Below are 17935 nucleotides of genomic sequence, written 5' to 3'. Positions count from 1 at the left end.
GGCTTGCCAAGAACACGGCGCAGATCGTCACGCTGTTCGCGCTGTCGAACCTGTGGATGGCGCGAAGAAAGCTGATGGCCTTGGGATGAGTGCGCCCGCAGTGCGCCCGATAGCCGCATCGAACGGTCCAAACGGGCCGGTGCGGCTGCGGCGCCGAGCTTCTCTACTGCTTCAGCGCGACAGCAAACTTGCATCCTGCCTCCTCTGCATCACCGGCCCGCGTCGCGGCAGTTATGCAGACCATCCCTAGGGAACGAAGAGCTCGTGCTGCTGAAAACATGCCGTAGCCTATCCGAAAGCTGCCGCTCACGACCGACCGGTTCTGGCCGACTGTTGCCGGTCGTCAGCGGTGCCTGGTTGCCTGTAGGCGACCCGGAGCGGATATCTGCCAAGGCTGTCCAGTGCGTCCGATACCGGTCGCCCAACGTTTGGACATGAGAGGTGACGCAAGGGCGCAGCCCCGTGAAGTCCTCTCGACGGAATGGTTAGACAGCGGGCGCGCCAATGGCGGAAAGTAGGTTCCGAACATCGGCTTCTTCGAGTCGCTGCACGTACTGCTGCCTGTCGCGTACCACCAGGACTTCCGTGGGCGAAAGAATTCCTATCGATGTAGTGTCACCATTGTGATGCGTAATTCGGACATACGGACTGCCACCGGTGTATGAGGCGGCACTTGTCGACCATCCGGAACTGTGACCCTTAAGCCAGAGTGCGATCTCTTGGGCACGCCCTGCATCCAGTTCCCAACTTTGACGCACAAAGGTGCCAGAAGGACCGGTTCTCGCTTGAGTGGCTTCTGCGGCCTGTATCGAGGGGATGTCGAGCGTGCAGGCTGCAAGCAACAGCGCCACCAGCAGGGCCAGGGAGTGACGAGCGATCTTCAATTCGGCGCCTAACCTTTCTCTTGCGGTGAAGCTCGACTTCACGGATTCGTCAGCCTATCCGAAAGCCGCCGCTCGCGAAGGACCGCTCGTGGCCGGGACTTCCAGTTCGCGGTCGAGGCCGACAGAAGACGCTCAATGTACCGACCGCTGGATTCTGGCTGACCAGCGCCGCCTACGGTCTGCGCCGCTTTGCTTCAGCGGCGAATTGACGTGACAGACCTTCGCACCCCGTCTGCTCGCAGTCGTACCAAGAACACTCCGTGAACGTGCAGTTGGCATCAAGGTTGTCTTTGGTGAACCTGCAGTTCTCGAAGTGGCACTTTGCGAAAAGGCATCCTGCGAAGCCCGAACCTCGGAAGACACAGTTGTGGAACTCAACCTCAACAAACTTCGTTGTGTTGAACAGGCCCCAGTACCAGCTCGAATCTTCGATCTTGCAGCCGCTCAACACGCCCTCGAAAGCGCTGCCCTCGATATCGAGATTGGAGAACGTGCAGTACCTGAAGACGTCGTCCTCCCAGCCTCTGGGAAGCTCAGACTTGCCGGAGAAATCGGCGCTTTCATGAAGAGAAGCCATGGACTCGATGGTAGTGCGGGTGAACTACGCCAAAGCCGCCGCTCGTGGGCGCCCGCTCCTGGCCGGTCATTGCCAGTCGCGATGCACCGGATGCGGCCATCGACTGCGGAGAGCTATCGACCTACTCTGGACACGCAGATTCGCTGATGTGCTTGAAGCGGGCAACCTCAGGAACCCAGTCATTCAATGCCGCCTCGAACGTGGCCTGATCGATAGCGAGCCTCCGCCCATCTTCGATGATGTAGCGATCGAAGTTCCATTCGTCATCTCTCCAGCCGTCCTGAAGAACAAGGCGACGAAACTCGAAGTCCCAATACTCCCATTGAGACCAAGCTGAGTTCAGATATCGTCGCTCCTCTCGAGGGACGCCCGGCTTCGGCACCGGCCGTACTCGAACGAAAGTCGTCTCGCCAAAATCCTCGGTCGAGGTCTCGACAACCACCGTGTCACCCGCGTTCAGATAGGCTGAGATCCGTTCTGGAAGCATGTGGCAAGGCTATCAGGAACCGGTTCTGCGCTGAGGCTCGCTGACGAACCCGGAAGCAGACAGTTGCGACCGGCTGCTCCTGGCCGGCTGCGTGAGTTTGCCAGACCGCTCCAAAGCAGCCCTTCAGCATCGGAGACCGCGCCGCCAGGGGCGTGGCCCAGAGCAAGTGCCCAAGCGGCGGCCGCGTGCATCCTGAATGGCCCTCAACTCGATAGGAGACCATCATGGGCACCGCAGGTAACGCCGCTCGTCGCGAACCGTGGAACAAGGGCAAGCTCGTCGGACAGAAAGCGCCGTTCAAGCTCAAGGACATCTGGGCCCTGCACGTCCGGTTGCAGATGGAAGGCCGGGTTCGTGAGTTGGCACTTTTCAACCTCGGCATCGACAGCAAACTGCGCGGCTGCGATCTGATCGGCCTGAAGGTCCGCGATGTATGCCACGGCGATCAGGTGGCTGCGCGTGCCATTGTTGTCCAGCACAAGACTCAGCGCCCGGTTCAGTTCGAAATCACGCCAGTCGCCCGAGATGCCGTGCAGGCGTGGATCAAGCTCGCTGGGTTGAAGCCCGAAGACTTCCTGTTTCCAAGCCGCCTCCATGACTCGCTCCATCTGGGTACTCGTCAGTACGCCAGAATCCTCGGGCACTGGGTCGACGAACTCGGGCTGGACCGTGCCGACTACGGGACGCACTCGATGCGACGAACGAAGGCGACGCTGATCTACCGGCGCACCAAGAACCTTCGCGCCGTGCAACTGCTCCTTGGGCACTCGAAGCTCGAGTCGACGGTGAGGTACCTGGGCATCGAAGTCGACGACGCTCTCGAGATCTCCGAACAGACTGAAATCTGAGGCAATCAATGGCGGCTGCGTCGGCTGCTTGCCAGCGCCGCCGCCTGAACCATGGCTGTATCCTATCGTGGCGCGACGACGGTTCCGGCCAGGAGGTGACCTTCGCCAGCGACCGGTTTCGAGTTGGCTACCGTTCGAACGCGGAGGCAACCATGCGATATGCGCTTTGCGGATTGACCGCTTTCGCAACCGCACGGCCCACAACTATGTCAGTTGCTCCTGCCGCCTTCGCGTACTCGGGTGAGGCGAAGCGCGCTTGATCACCGCCGGTGGGCGTGTTCAGTTGAATGCCAGGAACCACGATGCGAGTTCCCCGCGGCAGTTCGCCGGCGAGCATCGCGGCCTCATGTGGAGACGCAACCACTCCGTGGCATCCGCATGAGACAGCGAGTTTGGCGAGGCGCAGTACCTGTTCTTTGACATCGGGTTTCAGGCCAATCTCCGGCAGGTCGGCGTCACCAAGGCTGGTGATGACCGTGAGCGCCAGTACCTGCAGGCCGGGGAACGGCAGCGAAGTTTCGACGGCGCTTTTCAGCACCGCTGATCCTCCTGAAGCATGGACTGTGACCATGCTTGCCCCGAGCTTACCCGCAGCACGAACCGCTCCGGCCACGGAGCTTGGGATCTCGTGAGACTTGAGGTCCAAAAACACCTTCTTTCTTCGAGCGATCAGCTGTCGAACGATGTCTGGCCCTGCTTCAACCAGAGTCTGCAATCCGACCTTGTAGGCCATGCATTCGTCGCCGAGAGCCGCCACAAGAGAAAGAGCCTCCTGCGCCGATTCCACGTCAAGCGCTACGAAAACTGATCCACGCATCTGATGGTTCTCCCAAGTAGATCGCGCCGTCTGCCGACGCGGCCAATATCGTGTCCGACCTGCGTCGCAGTGTCGCCTGCCCGCAATCAGGTGCGGCAGCTGATCGGCGAGAATCGGCCACAACCGGTCACTCGTGAGCGGCCGGTATCCGGCGCGCTGACAAGGCGACGGCACCGTCCAAGCCTTGATCGCTAGACTGCACAGCATGAGCAGCTGGAACTACAGAGTCGTACGAGGCGCGGACGGCCTCCGCATTTTCGATGTCTACTATGACGATGCCGGTCAGCCCGTCTCAACGAACGTGAGCCCGACGTACGTCCACGGTGACACGCTCGACGCCCTAGACGACCAACTGCAACTGATGCGCGAGGCTTTGGCGCGACCTATCCTTGACGATGTAGACATCCGAGAGGGGCGCGCGCCGAGCGCGGGACGTGTGTAGGCTCGAATCTCGGCTGCCGGCCATGAACAGTCGTCGACGAACGGCCTCTTTAGGGTAGGCTGCCTGGACGTGTCGAACCTGGCCCGGGACTGCGTGTCATCGCAGCAGACAAACCACTCCGGAATGCAGGCATCGTCACGTCGCCCGAAGTGCGCCTCCGGTCGCAAACTCGTCTCATGCCTATTCTCAAGAGAAACTGGATGTTGAATAGCCGTTCTGTCGCTCCACTGCTCATCGCAATCTTCCTTGGCGCCTGCACCGCCTCCGAGAAGATTGACAGCGTCGAGGCCGAAGTAGCCAAGTTCCACGCCTTGTTGGATGAGGGGAGGTTCGAGACCATCTGGTACCAGGGCTCCACGGAATTCCAGAAGGTGGTCACGCGCGAGGAATTCATCGAGTTCCTGTCTGCTGTTCATCGCAAGCTCGGGAACGTGGGGTCGGCCAAGCGTGAAGGATGGGGCATCAACTACACGCAGAACGGCACTGTCGTAACGCTCTCATACAAGACATCGTTTGCCGCTGGCGAGGCAGCAGAGCAGTTCGTCTACCAGAATGACGGTAAGCTTCCACAACTACTCCGCTATGACATCTCGTCCAGACTGCTTGTCGTCAAGTAGAGGGCCGTGGATTCAGCGGCCGGCAGCAGTCGGCCAGTACTTGCCATTCGCGACCGACTGCTTTCGTGCGAGCGGCGGCGGTCGGTGGGATGTCGATGGCCGATATGCGGTGCTCTTGGCTGGTGTTGCCCCGGCAGAAGGTGCCGGCGCGATCAGCGAACGCCAGGGCGATCGACTACAGCTTTGGCGATGGGCAGCGCTCACGCGCGGCCTGGACGACGGCTCGCCGCTGGCGGACAACAACTGGGCGAAGAACCGCATAAGCCCTATCGCGCTTGGGCGCAATAGTTGGTTGTTCGCCGGCAGCTTGCGTGCGGGCAAGCGGGTTTCAGCCGTGATCAACTTGATCCAGTCGGCCCGGCTCAACAGGCTCGATCCCTGGGTCTACCCGAAGGACGTGCTCGGGCAGCAGCCAACGCATCCCGCGAATCGGGTTGCGGAGCTGCTTCCTCATCGCAGGTCGGTAACAACAGCGGCTTGAGCCTCCGTCAAGACGGGATAGCCGACGCATACCTTCAGCCGGCTGGCATGCCTGTTGGCGAACAGGCATGCGTGATGCGGTGCGCGCTGCCAACACCTCGACCACCCGGCAGAGCGCCGTGTGCGAGCCCGTGCGCATGTCCAGCGGTTGCCCCGCCAGCCCACCGCATCGATGCGGATCACTTCAGCGGCTCCTTGCCGTCGACTGCGAGCTACCGCTTACGCTAAGCTATCAGCGATGAAGACACTAGCATGCCTATTAAACGCGTTCACTAAATGGGCAATAGTATTGGCCGCACTTGGCCTTGTGGCTGTCGTGCAAGGGGCGGAAATTCGACCCAAAACTGCTCGAAAAGGTCCCGGTGATTTAGTTGCCACATGGGAATTGCCATCGTCGTCTTTCGCCCTCAATTTTGTTGCAAATAACACCAAGGTCGACTTCGCACCTAGTCTGACTCTGTTCCAACTCGACGGCATAGCCTTCTTCGTTGTTGTCGACTCGATGGAAGAGTCCGAACATGGCTTGAAAGACTTTCGGCAAGAAAGCGAACAAGAAGCCAAGAAACTCTTCGAGGAGTTTCTGGATTTTAAGAGCGAGGCCGATCTTTCCTCTATCGACATCGTTGAGATCGAAGGGCGCCAATGGGCGCAATGGGAAGAAAGAAGCGAAGCGTCATGGTCCCTCACAAAGCGAACGCTCTATGCAAGAACGCTGGTTGGTAGGCGGCCGGTCCTTCTTCATGTGCTGCTCCGTGACAACGATGATGCAGATCATGCGCGTGTTCTGCTTCGCAGAGTTCAAGCTTCGCTTGTAGAGATGGCATCAATCTGATCCATTGAAGTTTCTGGAGGAAGATGAGTGCCTGGCGAAGCGGGCGAGGAGCGATGACTTGGCTCGTCGCGAAACACCAACGGCGTATGCATATTGGGGACGTGCCTGCAGGCACCGCTGTTTTCCGGTTGCGCCGTATGCCCCGACGGTCTGATCCACGCATCGGGAGAACGATTGAGGCTGGAGGTCGCCGGTCTTCCTCTACAGATGCTGCCAATCCGGCCGGTCCCTCCACATTAAAGGCTGAACGACAGCTTTCCGTCTGCGAGGAATGCCGCGTCGAGGTCCGCAACGGGTCGACAGTTCACATTCACGGCTCGCAAGAGCAGTCACTCGACCAGGTCAGCGCCGAAATGGCGGCCTCGTCCGCCCGGGCGTTGCTGGGCGACCGATCCGGCGCGTTGCGGGGGACTCGCCGCGAGGCGCTACGAAAGTCTCCTCTCGGTCAGAGCTGTCGTTCGGACGCCGTCCCTGACCGACCGCAACCAGTCTGAAGCAGTCGTTCTACCTGAACAGCCCGAGAGTGCAGCTTTCGACCGTTGCCGCCATCGGCCCATAGCCGCATGCATTCTCACTCTGCTCAGCAGAGCCCTCGACCCCACAGTGCTACAGTGCCCCGGCCTGCCCCAACGCAGGCCGGGTTTAGCAGCCCGAAGAACCAAGGCGCGCAGCCGTTACCGCGGCATTCCTCGCGTCGAACACCTATGTCGTTCCAGATTTTGGGCGGCCCGGGTGGGGGAGCCTTCGGGCTCGCCGGTCCCTTGGTTCCGGTCTGCTAACCCTGCTTTGGGCCGCCACCCTCGTTTAGCAGCGCGGGTGCGGTCTTTCACCGCAACCAAGGAGCCGACACCATGGCTGGTATCCCTGTTGGCGATCGCAAGACGCCAACCTTCCCCGCTTCTTCACCGCAGTCCGACCAAGCGGGTTCCTCTTCTTCCTTCCAACCCTTCCGCACATCCCCCGTCGACAGCCTCGAGTTCACGCTCAAGGCCGGCCTGGTGCATCGCCTGCTGGAGCACGTCATCGACGTCAGCGATGGCGTGGCCGCGTGGCTGGAAGCGGGTGAACGAAAACCGCCCTCGCCGCCCCCGCCCGAGGCCCCGGCCGTGCCACCGTGGATCACCCAGGCGCAAGACACCGCCCTGCGCGGCCTGTGCATCGCCTCGCTCGAACTCATCGGCGACCAGGCCACGCGCCTGAGCGGCTGGGTCGGCGATCAGCAGATGCACCGGCCAGAGTTCGGCGTGATGCCGCCGCGGCGGCGCAGCCCCAGGGGCGCGCTGAATCGCTGAGCCCCCGCAACCGTCCACAGGAGCTTTCATGCCACGAACGACAGTGTTGGCCATCCTCATGGCCGTTACGGTCCTCTCGGTGTTCGCGATGTTGGGGAACTGCCTGCAGCGGTAGACGGCCGTTGGGGAAGGGGCGGTGGGTTGGCCAAGCTGTTGGCATCCCCGCCCCACAGGAGTACCGTGCACCCCTCGGATCCCGCAGCCCCCGCCACGACCATGCCCGACACCACCCCACCCGACCTCAAGGCCGGCATCCCCCTCGCGCAGCTCGCCGACGGCGCCATGCTCCCCGGCCAGATCGACGGCGAAGACGCCCTCCTGCTGCGCCAGGGCGACGCGCTCTACGCCATCGGCGCCCAGTGCACCCACTACCACGCCCCGCTGGCCCAAGGCCTGCTCAGCGGCCACGTGCTGCACTGCCCGATGCACCACGGCCAGTTCGACATCCGCACCGGCGAAGCGCTGTGCGCGCCGCCGCTCGACGACCTGCCCTGCTGGCGCGTCGAGCAGGTCGGCACCCAGGTCTTCGCGCGCGAGCGCATCGTGCAGCCGCCGCGCTCGCGCAAGCACGCCCCGCTGCAAGACGTGCTCATCGTCGGCGGCGGCGCAGCCGGCCTGGCCGCGGCAGACACGCTGCGGCGCGAAGGCTACGAAGGCCGGCTCGCGATCCTCAGCGCCGATGCCGACGCGCCCGTCGACCGGCCCAACCTCTCCAAGGATTTCCTCGCCGGCACCGCGCAGGCCGATTGGATGCCGCTGCGGTCCACGGAGTGGTATGCCGAACGCCGCATCGAGCTGCTGCTGAACACCCGCGTCGAGGCCATCGACGTGGCGGCGCGTCGGCTGCGCATCGCCGGCGGCGCCACGCGCCCGTTCGGCGCGCTGCTGCTCGCCACCGGGGCCGATCCGGTGCAGCTGCCGGTGCCCGGCGCCGCGCCCGGCCAGGTGCACAGCCTGCGCAGCTTTGCAGACAGCCGCGCCATCGCCGGGAAGGCAGCGTCTGCCCGCTCGGCGCTCGTCATCGGCGCCAGCTTCATCGGCCTGGAGGTGGCGGCCTCGCTGCGCAGCCGCGGCCTCGAGGTGCACGTGGTGTCGCCCGACGCCATCCCGATGCAGCGCGTGCTCGGGCCCGAAGTGGGCCACTTCGTGCGCGAGCTGCACACGGCGCAGGGCGTGGTCTTCCACCTCGGCACCACGGTGGCCGGCGTCGAGGGCACGCGCGTCAGCCTGGCCGACGGCAGCGCGCTGCAGGCCGAGCTGATCGTCGCGGGCGTGGGCGTGCGCCCGTCGATCGCGCTGGCCGAGCAGGCCGGGCTGGCGGTCGACCGCGGCGTGAGCGTCGATGCCTACCTGCAGACCAGCGTGCCCGGCATCTATGCAGCCGGCGACATCGCGCGCTGGCCCGATCCGCACGCGGGCGAACGCATCCGCGTCGAGCACTGGGCGCTCGCGCAGCGCCAGGGCCAGGTTGCCGCGCAGAACATGCTGGGCCAGCGCCAGCCCTTCAACATCAGCCCCTTCTTCTGGAGCCAGCACTACGACGTGGCCATCCAGTACGTGGGCCATGCCGAACGCTGGGATGCGATCGAGATCGACGGCTCGCTGGCGGCGCGCGATTGCACGGTGCGCTACCGCCAGGGCGGCCGGGTGCTGGCGGTGGTCACCATCGGGCGAGACCTGGCGAGCCTGCAGGCCGAGCGCGACCTGGAGCACGCCATCGCGCCCGAGCGGGCGGGGGTCGCCACGCTCGAAGGGGAACTGGATGACGCGCTGGCGATGACGTTTCCGGCGAGCGATCCGCTGGCGGTGGATCCGCCGCCCAAGCCATGACCCCGACGGCGCGGCACACCCGCGCCGCCAACGCCACATCCTCCAGCGCCACCCCCACCGCCTTTGGTGGCGTACTTGCGCCCGCTCAGCCGGCGGCTATCACCGGCATCCGGTTCACTTCCACCGAAATGTGCACCAGCTCCTCGTGCACCGCCAACTGCTTCTTGAAGTCGTCCGGCGTCGCGTCGGCGGTAGTGGCGAGCGAGACGATGCAGGCGTACTTGCCCTTGCCGACGCGCCACACGTGCAGGTCGCAGATGCTGGCCGGCATCGGGCTGGCGGCGATCGCCTCGCGGATCTCGGCCACCACCGGCGCGTTCATCTCGGCATCCAGCAGCACGCGGCCCGAGTCGCGCACCAGCCCGAAGGCCCAGGCGGCCACCACCGCGGCGCCCACCAGGCCCATCACCGGGTCGAGCCACGCGGCGCCCCACAGCTTGCCGCCGAACAATGCCACGATGGCCAGCACCGAGGTCGCGGCATCGGCCATCACGTGGGCATAGGCCGAGCGCAGGTTCAGGTCGCCGCGGTGGTGGTCGCGGTGGTCGTCGTGGGCGTGGTGCTCGTGGTGGTCATGCGGGTGGACGTGGCCATGCCCGTGGTCGTGGCCATGGCCATGTGCGCCGCCCAGCAGCCAGGCACAGGCCAGGTTGACACCCAGGCCCACCACCGCCAGCGCGATGGCCTCGTCGTAGTGGATGGCGGCCGGCACCCGCAGGCCTTCGGCCGATTGCCAGGCCATCAGCAGCGCCACCCCCATCAGCAGGATGGCGCTGGTGTAGCTGCCCAGGATCTCGATCTTCCAGGTGCCGAATGCGAAGTGCGCATGCCGGGCCAGGCGCCGCGCCGCCGCATACGCCACCACCGACAGGCCGAGTGCCAGCACGTGCGAGCTCATGTGCCAGCCGTCGGCCAGCAGCGCCATTGAGTTGTAGTACCAGCCGCCGGCGATCTCCACCACCATCATCGCGGCAGTGAGCACCGCCGCCAGCAGCGTGTTGCGCTCGGCCAGCGGGTTGCCTTCGTCGAAGACGTGCGTGTGGTGCCAGATCGTCGGGCGCATCGGCCTACTGTAGTGCGATCTCATGTCAGACGGGGTCTGAGCGGGAACTCGGCAATTGCGATTTCCAAGGCATCTGCTAAGGTCGCCGCACGGCTTCGCGCCAGCCTGGGAGGGCACCACGATGGCAACAATCGAACTCGGCGCATCGCTCGAGGCGTTGATGGCGGACAAGCGGCTCGTGGAGTTGTGCGAGTTGCAGCGCACCGGCGATGAGGTGCTTGACGTCATCTCGTTGAGCGAAAACCAGCATTCAGACGTGCTCGCGTGGATGCTCGACGCCAAGGAAGGCCACGGCCAAGGCGATGAGATCCTCCGAGACCTGCTGATCTACTCGTCGGCATTGGCGGCCGCCGGCGACAGCGGCCTCGACGGGCGCGGAACGACAGCGAGATTCTTCAAGGACTGGCCGCCGTCGAAGATCCGCACAAGCAGCTTTGGCGCCGCATTCACCGCGCGCGAACTTGGCATGAAAGCCAGCGAGCGTGTCGACCTCTTCGTGATCGACGCCCAGAACCAGTTCGTCATCCTGATCGAGAACAAGGCGGGTGCTGCGCAGCGGCAGGAGCAACTTGACGGCTATCGCGACAGCTTCGTCGAAGCCGTGGCCGCCAATCCGCGCTTGCGTGACTACCACCAGGTCTACATCGCCCTCGACAGGGAGTTCGATGGCGAGGATGCCGCCTTGAGACCAGCAGCGAGTTCCTGGCTGCACATTGGCTACGACTGGCTGGAGACGTCTGCGCAGAGAGCACTCATGCACGTGGCCCGTGGCAACGCAGCCGCCCAGCTCGTCGTCAGCTACTGCAATCGCCAGACGGACTGGGAGAGTCCAGCCAACGAAAAGTGCCTGAAGCTGGCAGCGGACCTCCACCAGTCCTACCCCGAGGCCGTGAAGCAACTCATCGGATTTTCTCGGGGTCGACTGGAGCGTGAATGGCTCCAGACGAAAAACGAAACTGACGCGGCCCTGCTGTTCCTGTTGCAGAACAAGAGCGCAGTGGAAGCCCTGAAGGAAGCCCAAGGTATGGCTTCAGTCAAATCGGCAATCCTGGCTCGGTTTCCGTCCTTGCCAAAGGACAACGTGAACCACAAGCGCGCCTGGCTGGAGATGTGTCCGAGCGGTTGGGAGAAGTTCTTGGGCGAGGAATGGTGGCCCGTCTTCCTGCGCGCGCGATTCACGGATACCACCAAGTCGAAGTACTCGCTCGCCCTGTGCTGGCGCAGCAAGGACGCCAGGTCATCGGCCGAGGCCGAGGAGCTTCGGCGCCTCCTTGTCAACGTTGACGCCAGATTCGCCCGCCACAAGGACAGCCAATGGCGCCGCGTGATCATCGAGCGGTCGGTGGGCCTGCTTGACCTCCTGGACCGTATCGCCGACTTCGATGGCCGTCTCGGAAGAGCGTTGCTTCAGCAGCGGGACATCTCCCAAGCGACACCGCTGTGACCGAACCGAAATCGCATCAGCTTCCGGCGGCAAGGCTGAAGGAGCACTTCACAGTCAAGGGTCACTTCTACTGCTTGAACAGGGGATCGGCGCGCTACCTGTGCCGCGATCTCCTTGAGATCCATCGATCCAGCAAACCCGGTGTTCAGGCCGACGCGATCGTGATCATGATGAACCCGGGCGGGTCGATGCCTCTGGAAGGAGGCGGCCTGCTTCCCCGAAACGCTGCAAGCCTCGAGCCAGCCAGACCCGACCTGACCCAGTATCAGGTCATGCGGTTGATGCAGCACTTCCGCTGGAGCTTCGTGCGCGTCATCAATCTTTCGGACCTGCGGGAGCCGAGAAGCGCACAGCTCCTTGCATGCATCAAGGCGTGCGAGAAGGCATTCGGACGCCAAGAGCATTCCATCTTTGCCAACCATCGCAGCGCGGAACTCCAGGCCGCGCTGGTGCGCAAACCCCAGGCACCCATCATTGCCGCCTGGGGCCTCAACCGTGGGCTGAGAACGATGGCACAAGCAGCAGTGACATCGCTGAATGGCGCGGCATTGATTGGCTTGCGCGACAGCAGCCGCGAATTCGCCTATCGCCACCCGCAGCAGCGAACTCAGAAAGCCCGCGAAACGTGGTGTGAAGCGATCATCGAGAAGGTTTGACGGCGCGATACCTTCCTGCAGGACTCACCCCGACGCTGAACCACCAGCATCCGCCTTGGTAGGCGATCACCAGTCGTTGTTCTTCGTCCGCTGGAAGTCGAGCATCCAGATGCCCCGGCTCCGAATCCATGGCCTGCTCATCCGAGCTCCTGGAGCGATAGTTGCCGCCATTGCCCTGCAGCCGGATGATTCCTTTCTCGATGATCGCGAGATTGGCCATCGGCTCGTCGATGTCGCAGTCGCGGCGGCCACGACCAGCAGGCAGGCGACAACGAAACGAGTCTTCATCGATACACATCCTTGAAGCTGAACATCTCGCCCAGCTTCTCCTCCTGCCGCCCCGGAAAGCCGCAGCGCGCGGCGAACCCGTTGGTGTCCTTGAAGGTGCCGAACAGCCGGTCCCACCAGGTGATGTCGCCGAAGTTGTACTTGTGCACGTCGAGCTCGTGGTGGATGGAGTGGTGTTCCGGCCGCTGCAGGAACCAGCCCACCCAGCGCGGCGTGCGGATGTTGGAGTGGTAGAAGTACTCGCCTGTGGCGCCGAAGAACGACGTCCAGGCTCCGGCTTCGGCCGTGCCGCCGAACACGCAGTAGATGAAGAAGCCGGTGATGATGGAATCGGCCGCGATCTCGATCGGGTGCTTGTAGAACGCGGTGAGCAATTCGATGCGGCTGGGGCTGTGGTGCACCTGGTGAAAAATCAGCCAGAAACCATTGGCATGGCGCAGGCGGTGCCACCAATAGAAGATCAGCGTGCCGACGAACCAGTAGAACGCACCCTCGAGGATGGCGCTGGGCCAGTGTCCCAGCGGCAGCACCGCGTGGTCACGGAAGTAGCGGTTCCACGTCAACCCGCCGACGCCGATCAGGGCCAGCTGCATCAGGTTCATCAGCGTCGCGCGGGCGTACCAGCCTGGGGATGCCGGCAGGGCTCGTCCGGGGCGCACGCGCTCCAGCACGAAGAAGACCAGCGTCGACGCGACGATCAGGGCGGCGGGGACGAATTGGTCTTGGTAGGGCATTGGATTTGTCATGCAACTGAATTGCGCAGGCGATGTCGCCAGATTGCTCGAAACATCATCGCAAGCAAGAGCACCACGACGAAGATGTGCAACGCACAGAGCACGTAAGGCGCCATGCTCCAAGCGCTCCGCTGCATGGCGCTGCTCCCGGGCCGTGAGGACGCCTGCGGCTGCTCGAACCGGCCCCTGCATTCCTCGAATGCGGCGAACGTCTCGGCGGTGCGCCCGAGCAGCAGCAATTCGCTGGCCGTCGACAGCGACGGGGTCTTGGCCCGCGATGCCGTCACACCCTCGAGCGTCGAGATCCTGTCGAGGTACGGAAACGCGACTTCCTTCAGGACACCCACCAGTTCAGCACCCAGCCCATCGACATCCGTGTCCGGCGCGATCGCCCACCAGGGGTCGATCGCCTGACCATTGTCTTGTAGCCGGATTGCTTCAGCAACGGCACCGGGCAGCGGCGCAGCACGTCGTCAATCCGCTGGGCGGGTGTCGAACTCATCGCGTTGCATCAGCCTGGAGGGATGGCATTGTGGCCTTTCGCAAAGCGGGCCATTCTTCTCGATCCAGCCAGAGTGCGTCAACGTAGAAGCTGCGGAGGATCCACCCGTGACCGAAGTCAAACCCCTTCGCCTTGCCCAGGCCTACGGCCTCGCGGCGCTCGCCTTCCTGGCGCTGGATTCGTGCTGGCTGCTGTCGACCTCGCAGCTGCTGTACAAGCCCGCCCTCGGTGCGTTGATGCGCGACGACATCGCCTGGCTGCCGGCCGTGCTCTTCTATGAGCTCTACGTCGCCGGCATCGTGGTCCTGGCCGTGCTGCCCGGCCTGCAGCAATCGCGCTGGCAGGCCGCCCTGTGGCGCGGCGCCGTGCTCGGCCTCGTCGCCTACGCCACCTACGACCTCACCAACCAGGCCACGCTGGTGGGCTGGCCGTGGCGCGTCACGCTGCTCGACCTGTGCTGGGGCACCTTCGCCACCGCGGTGGCCGCCGGCCTCACATGCCGACTAACGACGCGAACCACCTAGCCACCACCCCGTCGAAGCGCATGCGCCCTTCGACCGAGGTCAGGCAGATGCACGCCCCGCCCGGCCGCACCACCGGCTCGTGGTGCACATGGGGATCGGCCTCGTCGAAGTCGCCCGGGCGGTAAATCCCCCGGCTGTCCTCGAACGCGCCGTGCAGCACCTGCGTCAGCTCGCGCCCGTCGTGGCTGTGCTTCGGCAGCGACTTGCCCGCGCCGATGCGCAGCAGGAAGACATTGGCCGCAGGATCCCACGGCACGCTGACACGGCTCCAGCGCATGCCCGGGGCGATGAAGCGCCACGGCGTCGCGCTGCAGTGCTGCAGCGACTGCGGCCACGCAGCCCCCTCGGGCAGTGGCGGGCGGTGCAGCGGCGGGCGCGGGGGCGCGGGCGGCAGCACGCCCCCCTCGGGCGCATCGATCGCCGCCAGCGTGCGCGCCAGCGCATCCACGTCCAGCGGCACCGGCGCGATCTCGTCGAGCAGCGCGCCGCCCAGCGTCTTGGCCAGCCGCAGCCGCTCCAGGCAGTGCTCGCAGACTTCCAGGTGCGCGGCCAGCACCACCGACGGGCCGCTGGCCAGCGTGCCGGCGGCATACGACAGCAGCAGGTCGTCGTGCGGATGTTGCTCAATCATGATTCGATCCCATCCAGCATCTCCCGCAGTCGGCCGATCGCGGCGCGGATGCGCGACTTGACGGTGCCGAGCGGCATCCCCATCTCCTGCGCGATCTGCGCATGGGGATGCTCCTCGAAGAACGACAGCCGCACCAGCTGCGCCTGCTGGCTCGTCATGCGCGCCAGGGCCTCGCGCACGCCGCGCTCGCGCCGGGCCGAGCGCAGCGCGTCTTCGGACGACGGCGCGCAGTCGTCCATCGCCTCGTCGCCCAGGTCCAGGCCCGACGCGATGTGCAGCCCGCGCCGGCGCACGTGGTCGACGCGCAGGTTGCGCGCGATCGTGAAGACCCAGGTCGAGGCGTGGCCGTGCGCCGGGTCGAAGGAGCCGGCCTTGCGCCACACCGACACCAGGGTCTCCTGCGCCACCTCTTCGGCCAGGTGCTCGTGGCTGCCGGTGCGCAGCAGGTAGGACTTGACGCGCGGCGCGAAGTACTTGAACAGCGCCGCGAACGCCTGCCGGTCGCCTTGCTGTGCAACTGCAAGGATCAGCTGGGACAGTTCATCGCTGCTGGGCATCGGGCTTCGGGCGTTCAAGGGCGCCGCGACCGACAGGTAGCGCGGGCGCGACGCGACCTGGGCGGGCAGTGGGCGGGCGACGTTCATGCTGCTTCTACGCAGCGCGCGGCGGCCTGGATCATAGCTGCGCTACCCTTTCGGGATGGAAGCATTGCGCGTGGACGGGCTGCACAAGCGGTTCGGGGAGGTCGAGGTGCTGAACGGCGTGTCGCTGCAGGCCCGCCGCGGCGACGTCATCAGCATCATCGGTTCGTCCGGCTCCGGCAAGAGCACGCTGCTGCGCTGCATCAACCTGCTCGAGCAGCCGAACGCCGGCCGCATCGCGGTGGGCGGCGAGGCGATCGCGCTGAAACCGGCGCGCGACGGCAGCCTGCAGGCCGCCGATGCCCGGCAGCTGCAGCGGCTGCGCAGCAAGCTGGCGATGGTGTTCCAGCACTTCAACCTATGGGCGCACATGACGACTCTCGAGAACGTGATCGAGGCGCCGGTGCACGTGCTGGGCGTGCCGAAGGCGCAGGCCGTCGAGCGCGCCGAGGCGCTGCTGGCGCGCGTGGGCGTCGCGCACCGGCGCGGACTCTATCCGTCGCAGCTGTCCGGCGGCGAGCAGCAGCGCGTGGCGATCGCGCGGGCGCTGGCGATGGAGCCCGAGGTGATGCTGTTCGACGAGCCGACCTCGGCGCTCGACCCCGAGCTGGTCGGCGAGGTGCTGAAGGTGATGCGCGACCTGGCCGCCGAGGGCCGCACGATGGTGGTCGTCACGCACGAGATGGGGTTCGCGGCCGAGGTGTCGAACCAGGTGCTGTTCCTGCACAAGGGCCTGGTCGAGGAACAGGGCGACCCGCGCGAGGTGCTGGCGCGCCCGCGCAGCGAGCGCCTGCGCCAGTTCCTGTCGGGCTCGCTCAGGTAGCCGGGTGGCCAAACGGATCGGGTCGCGCAAACCTTGGCCCCGGCCGCGTCACCGGCAAAACTTGCCGCCCGCCGGGCCGCTCGCGCGGCGGTTCAGACTGGATCGGGGTGACGAGCCCGAGGACCGATGACAGGAGTACGCCGATGAACGCCAGCCACGCCGAGACCATTGCACGCGCCTGCTACCAGGCCTACGTCACCAAGGACCGCGCGGCCATCGAGGCGCTGGTCGCACCCGACTTCCGCTTCACCAGCCCGCTCGACAATGCGCTCGACCGCGCCGCCTACCTGGAGCGCTGCTGGCCGAACAGCCAGCGCACGAAGAGCTTCGACTTCGTCAGCATCGCGCCGGATGGCGACGACCGCGTCTTCGTCGTCTACGAGRCCACCACGCTCGACGGCAAGCGCTTCCGCAATGCCGAGCGGCTGTCGGTGCGCGGCGAGCAGCTGATCGAGGTGGAGGTCTACTTCGGGTGGTCGCTGCCGCACGAGGCCAAGCCCGGCACCTTCGTCGACGAGGTCGGCACCGCGGACGACAAGCGCCAGATCCACGAACTCGTGCGCCAGTGGATGGAAGCCACGCAGCAAGGCGATGCGACGCGCGTGCTGGCGCTGGTGGCGGACGACGCGCTGTTCCTGCAGCCGGGCAAGCCGCCGATGGACAAGGCCTTGTTCGAGAAGCAGGCCCGGACCCAGGCGGGCGCCGGCGGCCCGTCGGTCGACGGCACGAGCGAGATCGAGGAGCTGATCGTCAGCGGCGACTGGGCCATCGCGCGCAACCGCCTGAAGGTGACGATCACGCCGCACGACGGCTCGCCGGCGAGCACGCGCACCGGCCAGGCGCTGACGGTGTTCCACAAGGAGAACGGCCGCTGGCGGCTGGCGCGGGACGCCAACCTGCTGGCGCCGGCGGGTGCCGCCGCGGGCTGACGCTCACTCCGGCACGAACGAGCCGAGGATCGCCAGCACGAGCAGGCCGCCGCCCACGACGACGGCGAACCAGTTCCAGCCCGTGAAGCGCCTGTTCGGGTCGTGGTCGGGTACCGCGGCCGCGTTGACGCGGTTGGCATAGGCCTGCACCGGCAGCATGAAGGACACGGCGAGCAGGCTGATCAGCCAGAACGGATCGGGCAGCTTCCACAGGATCGTCGTGACGATCCAGCCGGCGGCCAACGCCCCGGCGGCCAGCGGCGGCTGAACGCCCAGGCGGCTGCCGTGCTCGCGGATGCGCGAGAAGCACGCATAGCAGAAGATGACCGAGAAGAACGTGCGCAGCACCGGATTGAGCTTGTACTGCTCGCGCACGTTGATGCGCTGCCAGTTGCGGTAAAACCAGAACAGTTCGTACAGGCCCAGCGTGCAGAGCGACAGCACCACGAGCTTGGGCAGTGACACCGCGAAGAACGGCGGTTCGGCCGATGCGGCCAGCGGCGTCGGGACGTCGTCGACGACGGCGGTGGGAGGGGCGTAAGGATTGGTAGTCATGAAGAGATGGTGTGGATGGCCGCGCGATTCTGCCTGCGG

Annotated in this window: 20 protein-coding genes and 3 pseudogenes; 12 read left to right on the top strand and 11 right to left on the bottom strand. The window is 65.1% G+C overall.

All coding sequences use genetic code 11. The features are described from left to right. Positions 1-485: 485 nt before the first annotated feature. From AC1DYN_RS18945 to AC1DYN_RS18935, 3 genes are all read right to left on the bottom strand, one after another. Positions 486-926: a hypothetical protein gene (locus AC1DYN_RS18945; RefSeq protein WP_477962345.1), complete on the bottom strand. Its 441-nt coding sequence runs from the start codon at positions 924-926 to the stop codon at positions 486-488. Positions 927-1056: 130 nt separating this feature from the next. Next, positions 1057-1461 carry a pentapeptide repeat-containing protein gene (locus AC1DYN_RS18940; RefSeq protein WP_477962343.1) on the bottom strand — a complete coding sequence of 135 codons (405 nt, stop codon included), beginning with the start codon at positions 1459-1461 and terminating at the stop codon, positions 1057-1059. A gap of 121 nt (positions 1462-1582) precedes the next feature. After that, on the bottom strand, positions 1583-1948 hold the full coding sequence (locus tag AC1DYN_RS18935; protein WP_477962341.1) for a hypothetical protein: 366 nt from the start codon (positions 1946-1948) through the stop codon (positions 1583-1585). 224 nt (positions 1949-2172) lie between these two features. On the opposite strand from AC1DYN_RS18935, the gene AC1DYN_RS18930 reads away from it, so the two are divergent. Then, a complete protein-coding gene (locus AC1DYN_RS18930; RefSeq protein ID WP_477962339.1) occupies positions 2173-2796 on the top strand; it encodes a tyrosine-type recombinase/integrase in 624 nt (207 codons plus the stop codon). Between the two features lie 127 nt (positions 2797-2923). On the opposite strand, the gene pyrF is transcribed toward AC1DYN_RS18930, so the two are convergent. Then, positions 2924-3613 (bottom strand): orotidine-5'-phosphate decarboxylase, encoded by a 690-nt coding sequence (gene pyrF, locus AC1DYN_RS18925; RefSeq protein ID WP_168563612.1) that lies wholly within the window; start codon positions 3611-3613, stop codon positions 2924-2926. Positions 3614-4255: 642 nt separating this feature from the next. Between pyrF and AC1DYN_RS18920 the strand changes: the two genes are divergently transcribed. The 5 genes and pseudogenes from AC1DYN_RS18920 (at position 4256) to AC1DYN_RS18900 (ending at position 9106) form a co-directional block, all read left to right on the top strand. Beyond that, entirely contained in the window at positions 4256-4672 is a 417-nt protein-coding gene (locus tag AC1DYN_RS18920) for a DUF4019 domain-containing protein (RefSeq protein ID WP_477962337.1), read from the top strand. A 101-nt stretch (positions 4673-4773) separates the two neighbouring features. Continuing rightward, positions 4774-5153 (top strand): annotated as a pseudogene (locus AC1DYN_RS18915) (IS66 family transposase); the annotation flags it as partial. Between the two features lie 237 nt (positions 5154-5390). Continuing rightward, positions 5391-5984, top strand: coding sequence for a hypothetical protein (locus AC1DYN_RS18910; RefSeq protein ID WP_477962336.1), 594 nt, complete (start codon positions 5391-5393; stop codon positions 5982-5984). An 851-nt stretch (positions 5985-6835) separates the two neighbouring features. Continuing rightward, entirely contained in the window at positions 6836-7276 is a 441-nt protein-coding gene (locus AC1DYN_RS18905; protein ID WP_477962334.1) for a hypothetical protein, read from the top strand. A 216-nt stretch (positions 7277-7492) separates the two neighbouring features. Further along, positions 7493-9106: an FAD-dependent oxidoreductase gene (locus tag AC1DYN_RS18900; RefSeq protein WP_477962332.1), complete on the top strand. Its 1614-nt coding sequence runs from the start codon at positions 7493-7495 to the stop codon at positions 9104-9106. Positions 9107-9191: 85 nt separating this feature from the next. Here AC1DYN_RS18900 and dmeF read toward each other — a convergent pair whose 3' ends face one another. Continuing rightward, positions 9192-10169 (bottom strand): CDF family Co(II)/Ni(II) efflux transporter DmeF, encoded by a 978-nt coding sequence (gene dmeF, locus AC1DYN_RS18895; RefSeq protein WP_477962330.1) that lies wholly within the window; start codon positions 10167-10169, stop codon positions 9192-9194. Between the two features lie 121 nt (positions 10170-10290). Here dmeF and AC1DYN_RS18890 point away from each other — a divergent pair, with 121 nt between their 5' ends. Further along, positions 10291-11613, top strand: coding sequence for a PDDEXK-like family protein (locus AC1DYN_RS18890; protein ID WP_477962328.1), 1323 nt, complete (start codon positions 10291-10293; stop codon positions 11611-11613). Then, on the top strand, positions 11610-12269 hold the full coding sequence (locus AC1DYN_RS18885; RefSeq protein ID WP_477962326.1) for a DUF1643 domain-containing protein: 660 nt from the start codon (positions 11610-11612) through the stop codon (positions 12267-12269). The genes AC1DYN_RS18890 and AC1DYN_RS18885 overlap by 4 nt, the downstream gene beginning before the upstream one ends. On the opposite strand, the gene AC1DYN_RS18880 is transcribed toward AC1DYN_RS18885, so the two are convergent. From AC1DYN_RS18880 to AC1DYN_RS18870, 3 genes are read right to left on the bottom strand one after another with little or no spacing between them, the layout of a single operon-like run. Then, positions 12253-12567: a hypothetical protein gene (locus tag AC1DYN_RS18880; protein ID WP_477962324.1), complete on the bottom strand. Its 315-nt coding sequence runs from the start codon at positions 12565-12567 to the stop codon at positions 12253-12255. The two genes, AC1DYN_RS18885 and AC1DYN_RS18880, sit on opposite strands and share 17 nt — an antisense overlap. Next, a complete protein-coding gene (locus tag AC1DYN_RS18875) occupies positions 12554-13291 on the bottom strand; it encodes a sterol desaturase family protein (protein WP_477962322.1) in 738 nt (245 codons plus the stop codon). The genes AC1DYN_RS18880 and AC1DYN_RS18875 overlap by 14 nt, the downstream gene beginning before the upstream one ends. 8 nt (positions 13292-13299) lie before the next feature. Next, positions 13300-13638 carry a hypothetical protein gene (locus tag AC1DYN_RS18870; protein ID WP_477962320.1) on the bottom strand — a complete coding sequence of 113 codons (339 nt, stop codon included), beginning with the start codon at positions 13636-13638 and terminating at the stop codon, positions 13300-13302. Between the two features lie 262 nt (positions 13639-13900). On the opposite strand from AC1DYN_RS18870, the gene AC1DYN_RS18865 reads away from it, so the two are divergent. Then, positions 13901-14317: a DUF2177 family protein gene (locus AC1DYN_RS18865; protein ID WP_477962318.1), complete on the top strand. Its 417-nt coding sequence runs from the start codon at positions 13901-13903 to the stop codon at positions 14315-14317. On the opposite strand, the gene AC1DYN_RS18860 is transcribed toward AC1DYN_RS18865, so the two are convergent. Both AC1DYN_RS18860 and AC1DYN_RS18855 read right to left on the bottom strand, forming a co-directional pair. Continuing rightward, entirely contained in the window at positions 14286-14948 is a 663-nt protein-coding gene (locus AC1DYN_RS18860) for a ChrR family anti-sigma-E factor (protein ID WP_477962316.1), read from the bottom strand. The two genes, AC1DYN_RS18865 and AC1DYN_RS18860, sit on opposite strands and share 32 nt — an antisense overlap. Beyond that, complete coding sequence (locus AC1DYN_RS18855) at positions 14945-15592, bottom strand: sigma-70 family RNA polymerase sigma factor (RefSeq protein ID WP_477962314.1); 648 nt, start codon at positions 15590-15592, stop codon at positions 14945-14947. Before AC1DYN_RS18855 ends, AC1DYN_RS18860 begins: the two co-directional genes overlap by 4 nt. Before the next feature lie 55 nt (positions 15593-15647). On the opposite strand from AC1DYN_RS18855, the gene AC1DYN_RS18850 reads away from it, so the two are divergent. The 3 genes and pseudogenes from AC1DYN_RS18850 to AC1DYN_RS18840 form a co-directional block, all read left to right on the top strand. After that, positions 15648-16412, top strand: coding sequence for an ABC transporter ATP-binding protein (locus tag AC1DYN_RS18850; RefSeq protein WP_477962312.1), 765 nt, complete (start codon positions 15648-15650; stop codon positions 16410-16412). 143 nt (positions 16413-16555) lie between these two features. Beyond that, positions 16556-16927 (top strand): annotated as a pseudogene (locus AC1DYN_RS18845) (nuclear transport factor 2 family protein); the annotation flags it as partial. Between the two features lie 27 nt (positions 16928-16954). After that, positions 16955-17341: pseudogene (locus AC1DYN_RS18840) on the top strand (YybH family protein); the annotation flags it as partial. Between the two features lie 3 nt (positions 17342-17344). Here AC1DYN_RS18840 and AC1DYN_RS18835 read toward each other — a convergent pair. After that, a complete protein-coding gene (locus AC1DYN_RS18835) occupies positions 17345-17896 on the bottom strand; it encodes a hypothetical protein (protein WP_477962310.1) in 552 nt (183 codons plus the stop codon). Positions 17897-17935: the final 39 nt, after the last annotated feature.

The sequence above is a fragment of the Rhizobacter sp. P2_D12 genome (genome assembly GCF_056404395.1).
Note: the sequence above shows the minus strand (reverse complement) of the source record. Positions and strands in the feature narration are given on the sequence as shown.

Coding starts and splice junctions, on each gene's coding strand:
- AC1DYN_RS18940 (WP_477962343.1), bottom strand. CDS start 1,461: ATGGCTTCTCTTCATGAAAGCGCCGATTTCTCCGGCAAGTCTGAGCTT.
- AC1DYN_RS18935 (WP_477962341.1), bottom strand. CDS start 1,948: ATGCTTCCAGAACGGATCTCAGCCTATCTGAACGCGGGTGACACGGTG.
- AC1DYN_RS18930 (WP_477962339.1), top strand. CDS start 2,173: ATGGGCACCGCAGGTAACGCCGCTCGTCGCGAACCGTGGAACAAGGGC.
- pyrF (WP_168563612.1), bottom strand. CDS start 3,613: ATGCGTGGATCAGTTTTCGTAGCGCTTGACGTGGAATCGGCGCAGGAG.
- AC1DYN_RS18920 (WP_477962337.1), top strand. CDS start 4,256: ATGTTGAATAGCCGTTCTGTCGCTCCACTGCTCATCGCAATCTTCCTT.
- AC1DYN_RS18910 (WP_477962336.1), top strand. CDS start 5,391: ATGAAGACACTAGCATGCCTATTAAACGCGTTCACTAAATGGGCAATA.
- AC1DYN_RS18905 (WP_477962334.1), top strand. CDS start 6,836: ATGGCTGGTATCCCTGTTGGCGATCGCAAGACGCCAACCTTCCCCGCT.
- AC1DYN_RS18900 (WP_477962332.1), top strand. CDS start 7,493: ATGCCCGACACCACCCCACCCGACCTCAAGGCCGGCATCCCCCTCGCG.
- dmeF (WP_477962330.1), bottom strand. CDS start 10,169: ATGCGCCCGACGATCTGGCACCACACGCACGTCTTCGACGAAGGCAAC.
- AC1DYN_RS18890 (WP_477962328.1), top strand. CDS start 10,291: ATGGCAACAATCGAACTCGGCGCATCGCTCGAGGCGTTGATGGCGGAC.
- AC1DYN_RS18880 (WP_477962324.1), bottom strand. CDS start 12,567: ATGTGTATCGATGAAGACTCGTTTCGTTGTCGCCTGCCTGCTGGTCGT.
- AC1DYN_RS18875 (WP_477962322.1), bottom strand. CDS start 13,291: ATGCCCTACCAAGACCAATTCGTCCCCGCCGCCCTGATCGTCGCGTCG.
- AC1DYN_RS18860 (WP_477962316.1), bottom strand. CDS start 14,948: ATGATTGAGCAACATCCGCACGACGACCTGCTGCTGTCGTATGCCGCC.
- AC1DYN_RS18855 (WP_477962314.1), bottom strand. CDS start 15,592: ATGAACGTCGCCCGCCCACTGCCCGCCCAGGTCGCGTCGCGCCCGCGC.
- AC1DYN_RS18850 (WP_477962312.1), top strand. CDS start 15,648: ATGGAAGCATTGCGCGTGGACGGGCTGCACAAGCGGTTCGGGGAGGTC.
- AC1DYN_RS18835 (WP_477962310.1), bottom strand. CDS start 17,896: ATGACTACCAATCCTTACGCCCCTCCCACCGCCGTCGTCGACGACGTC.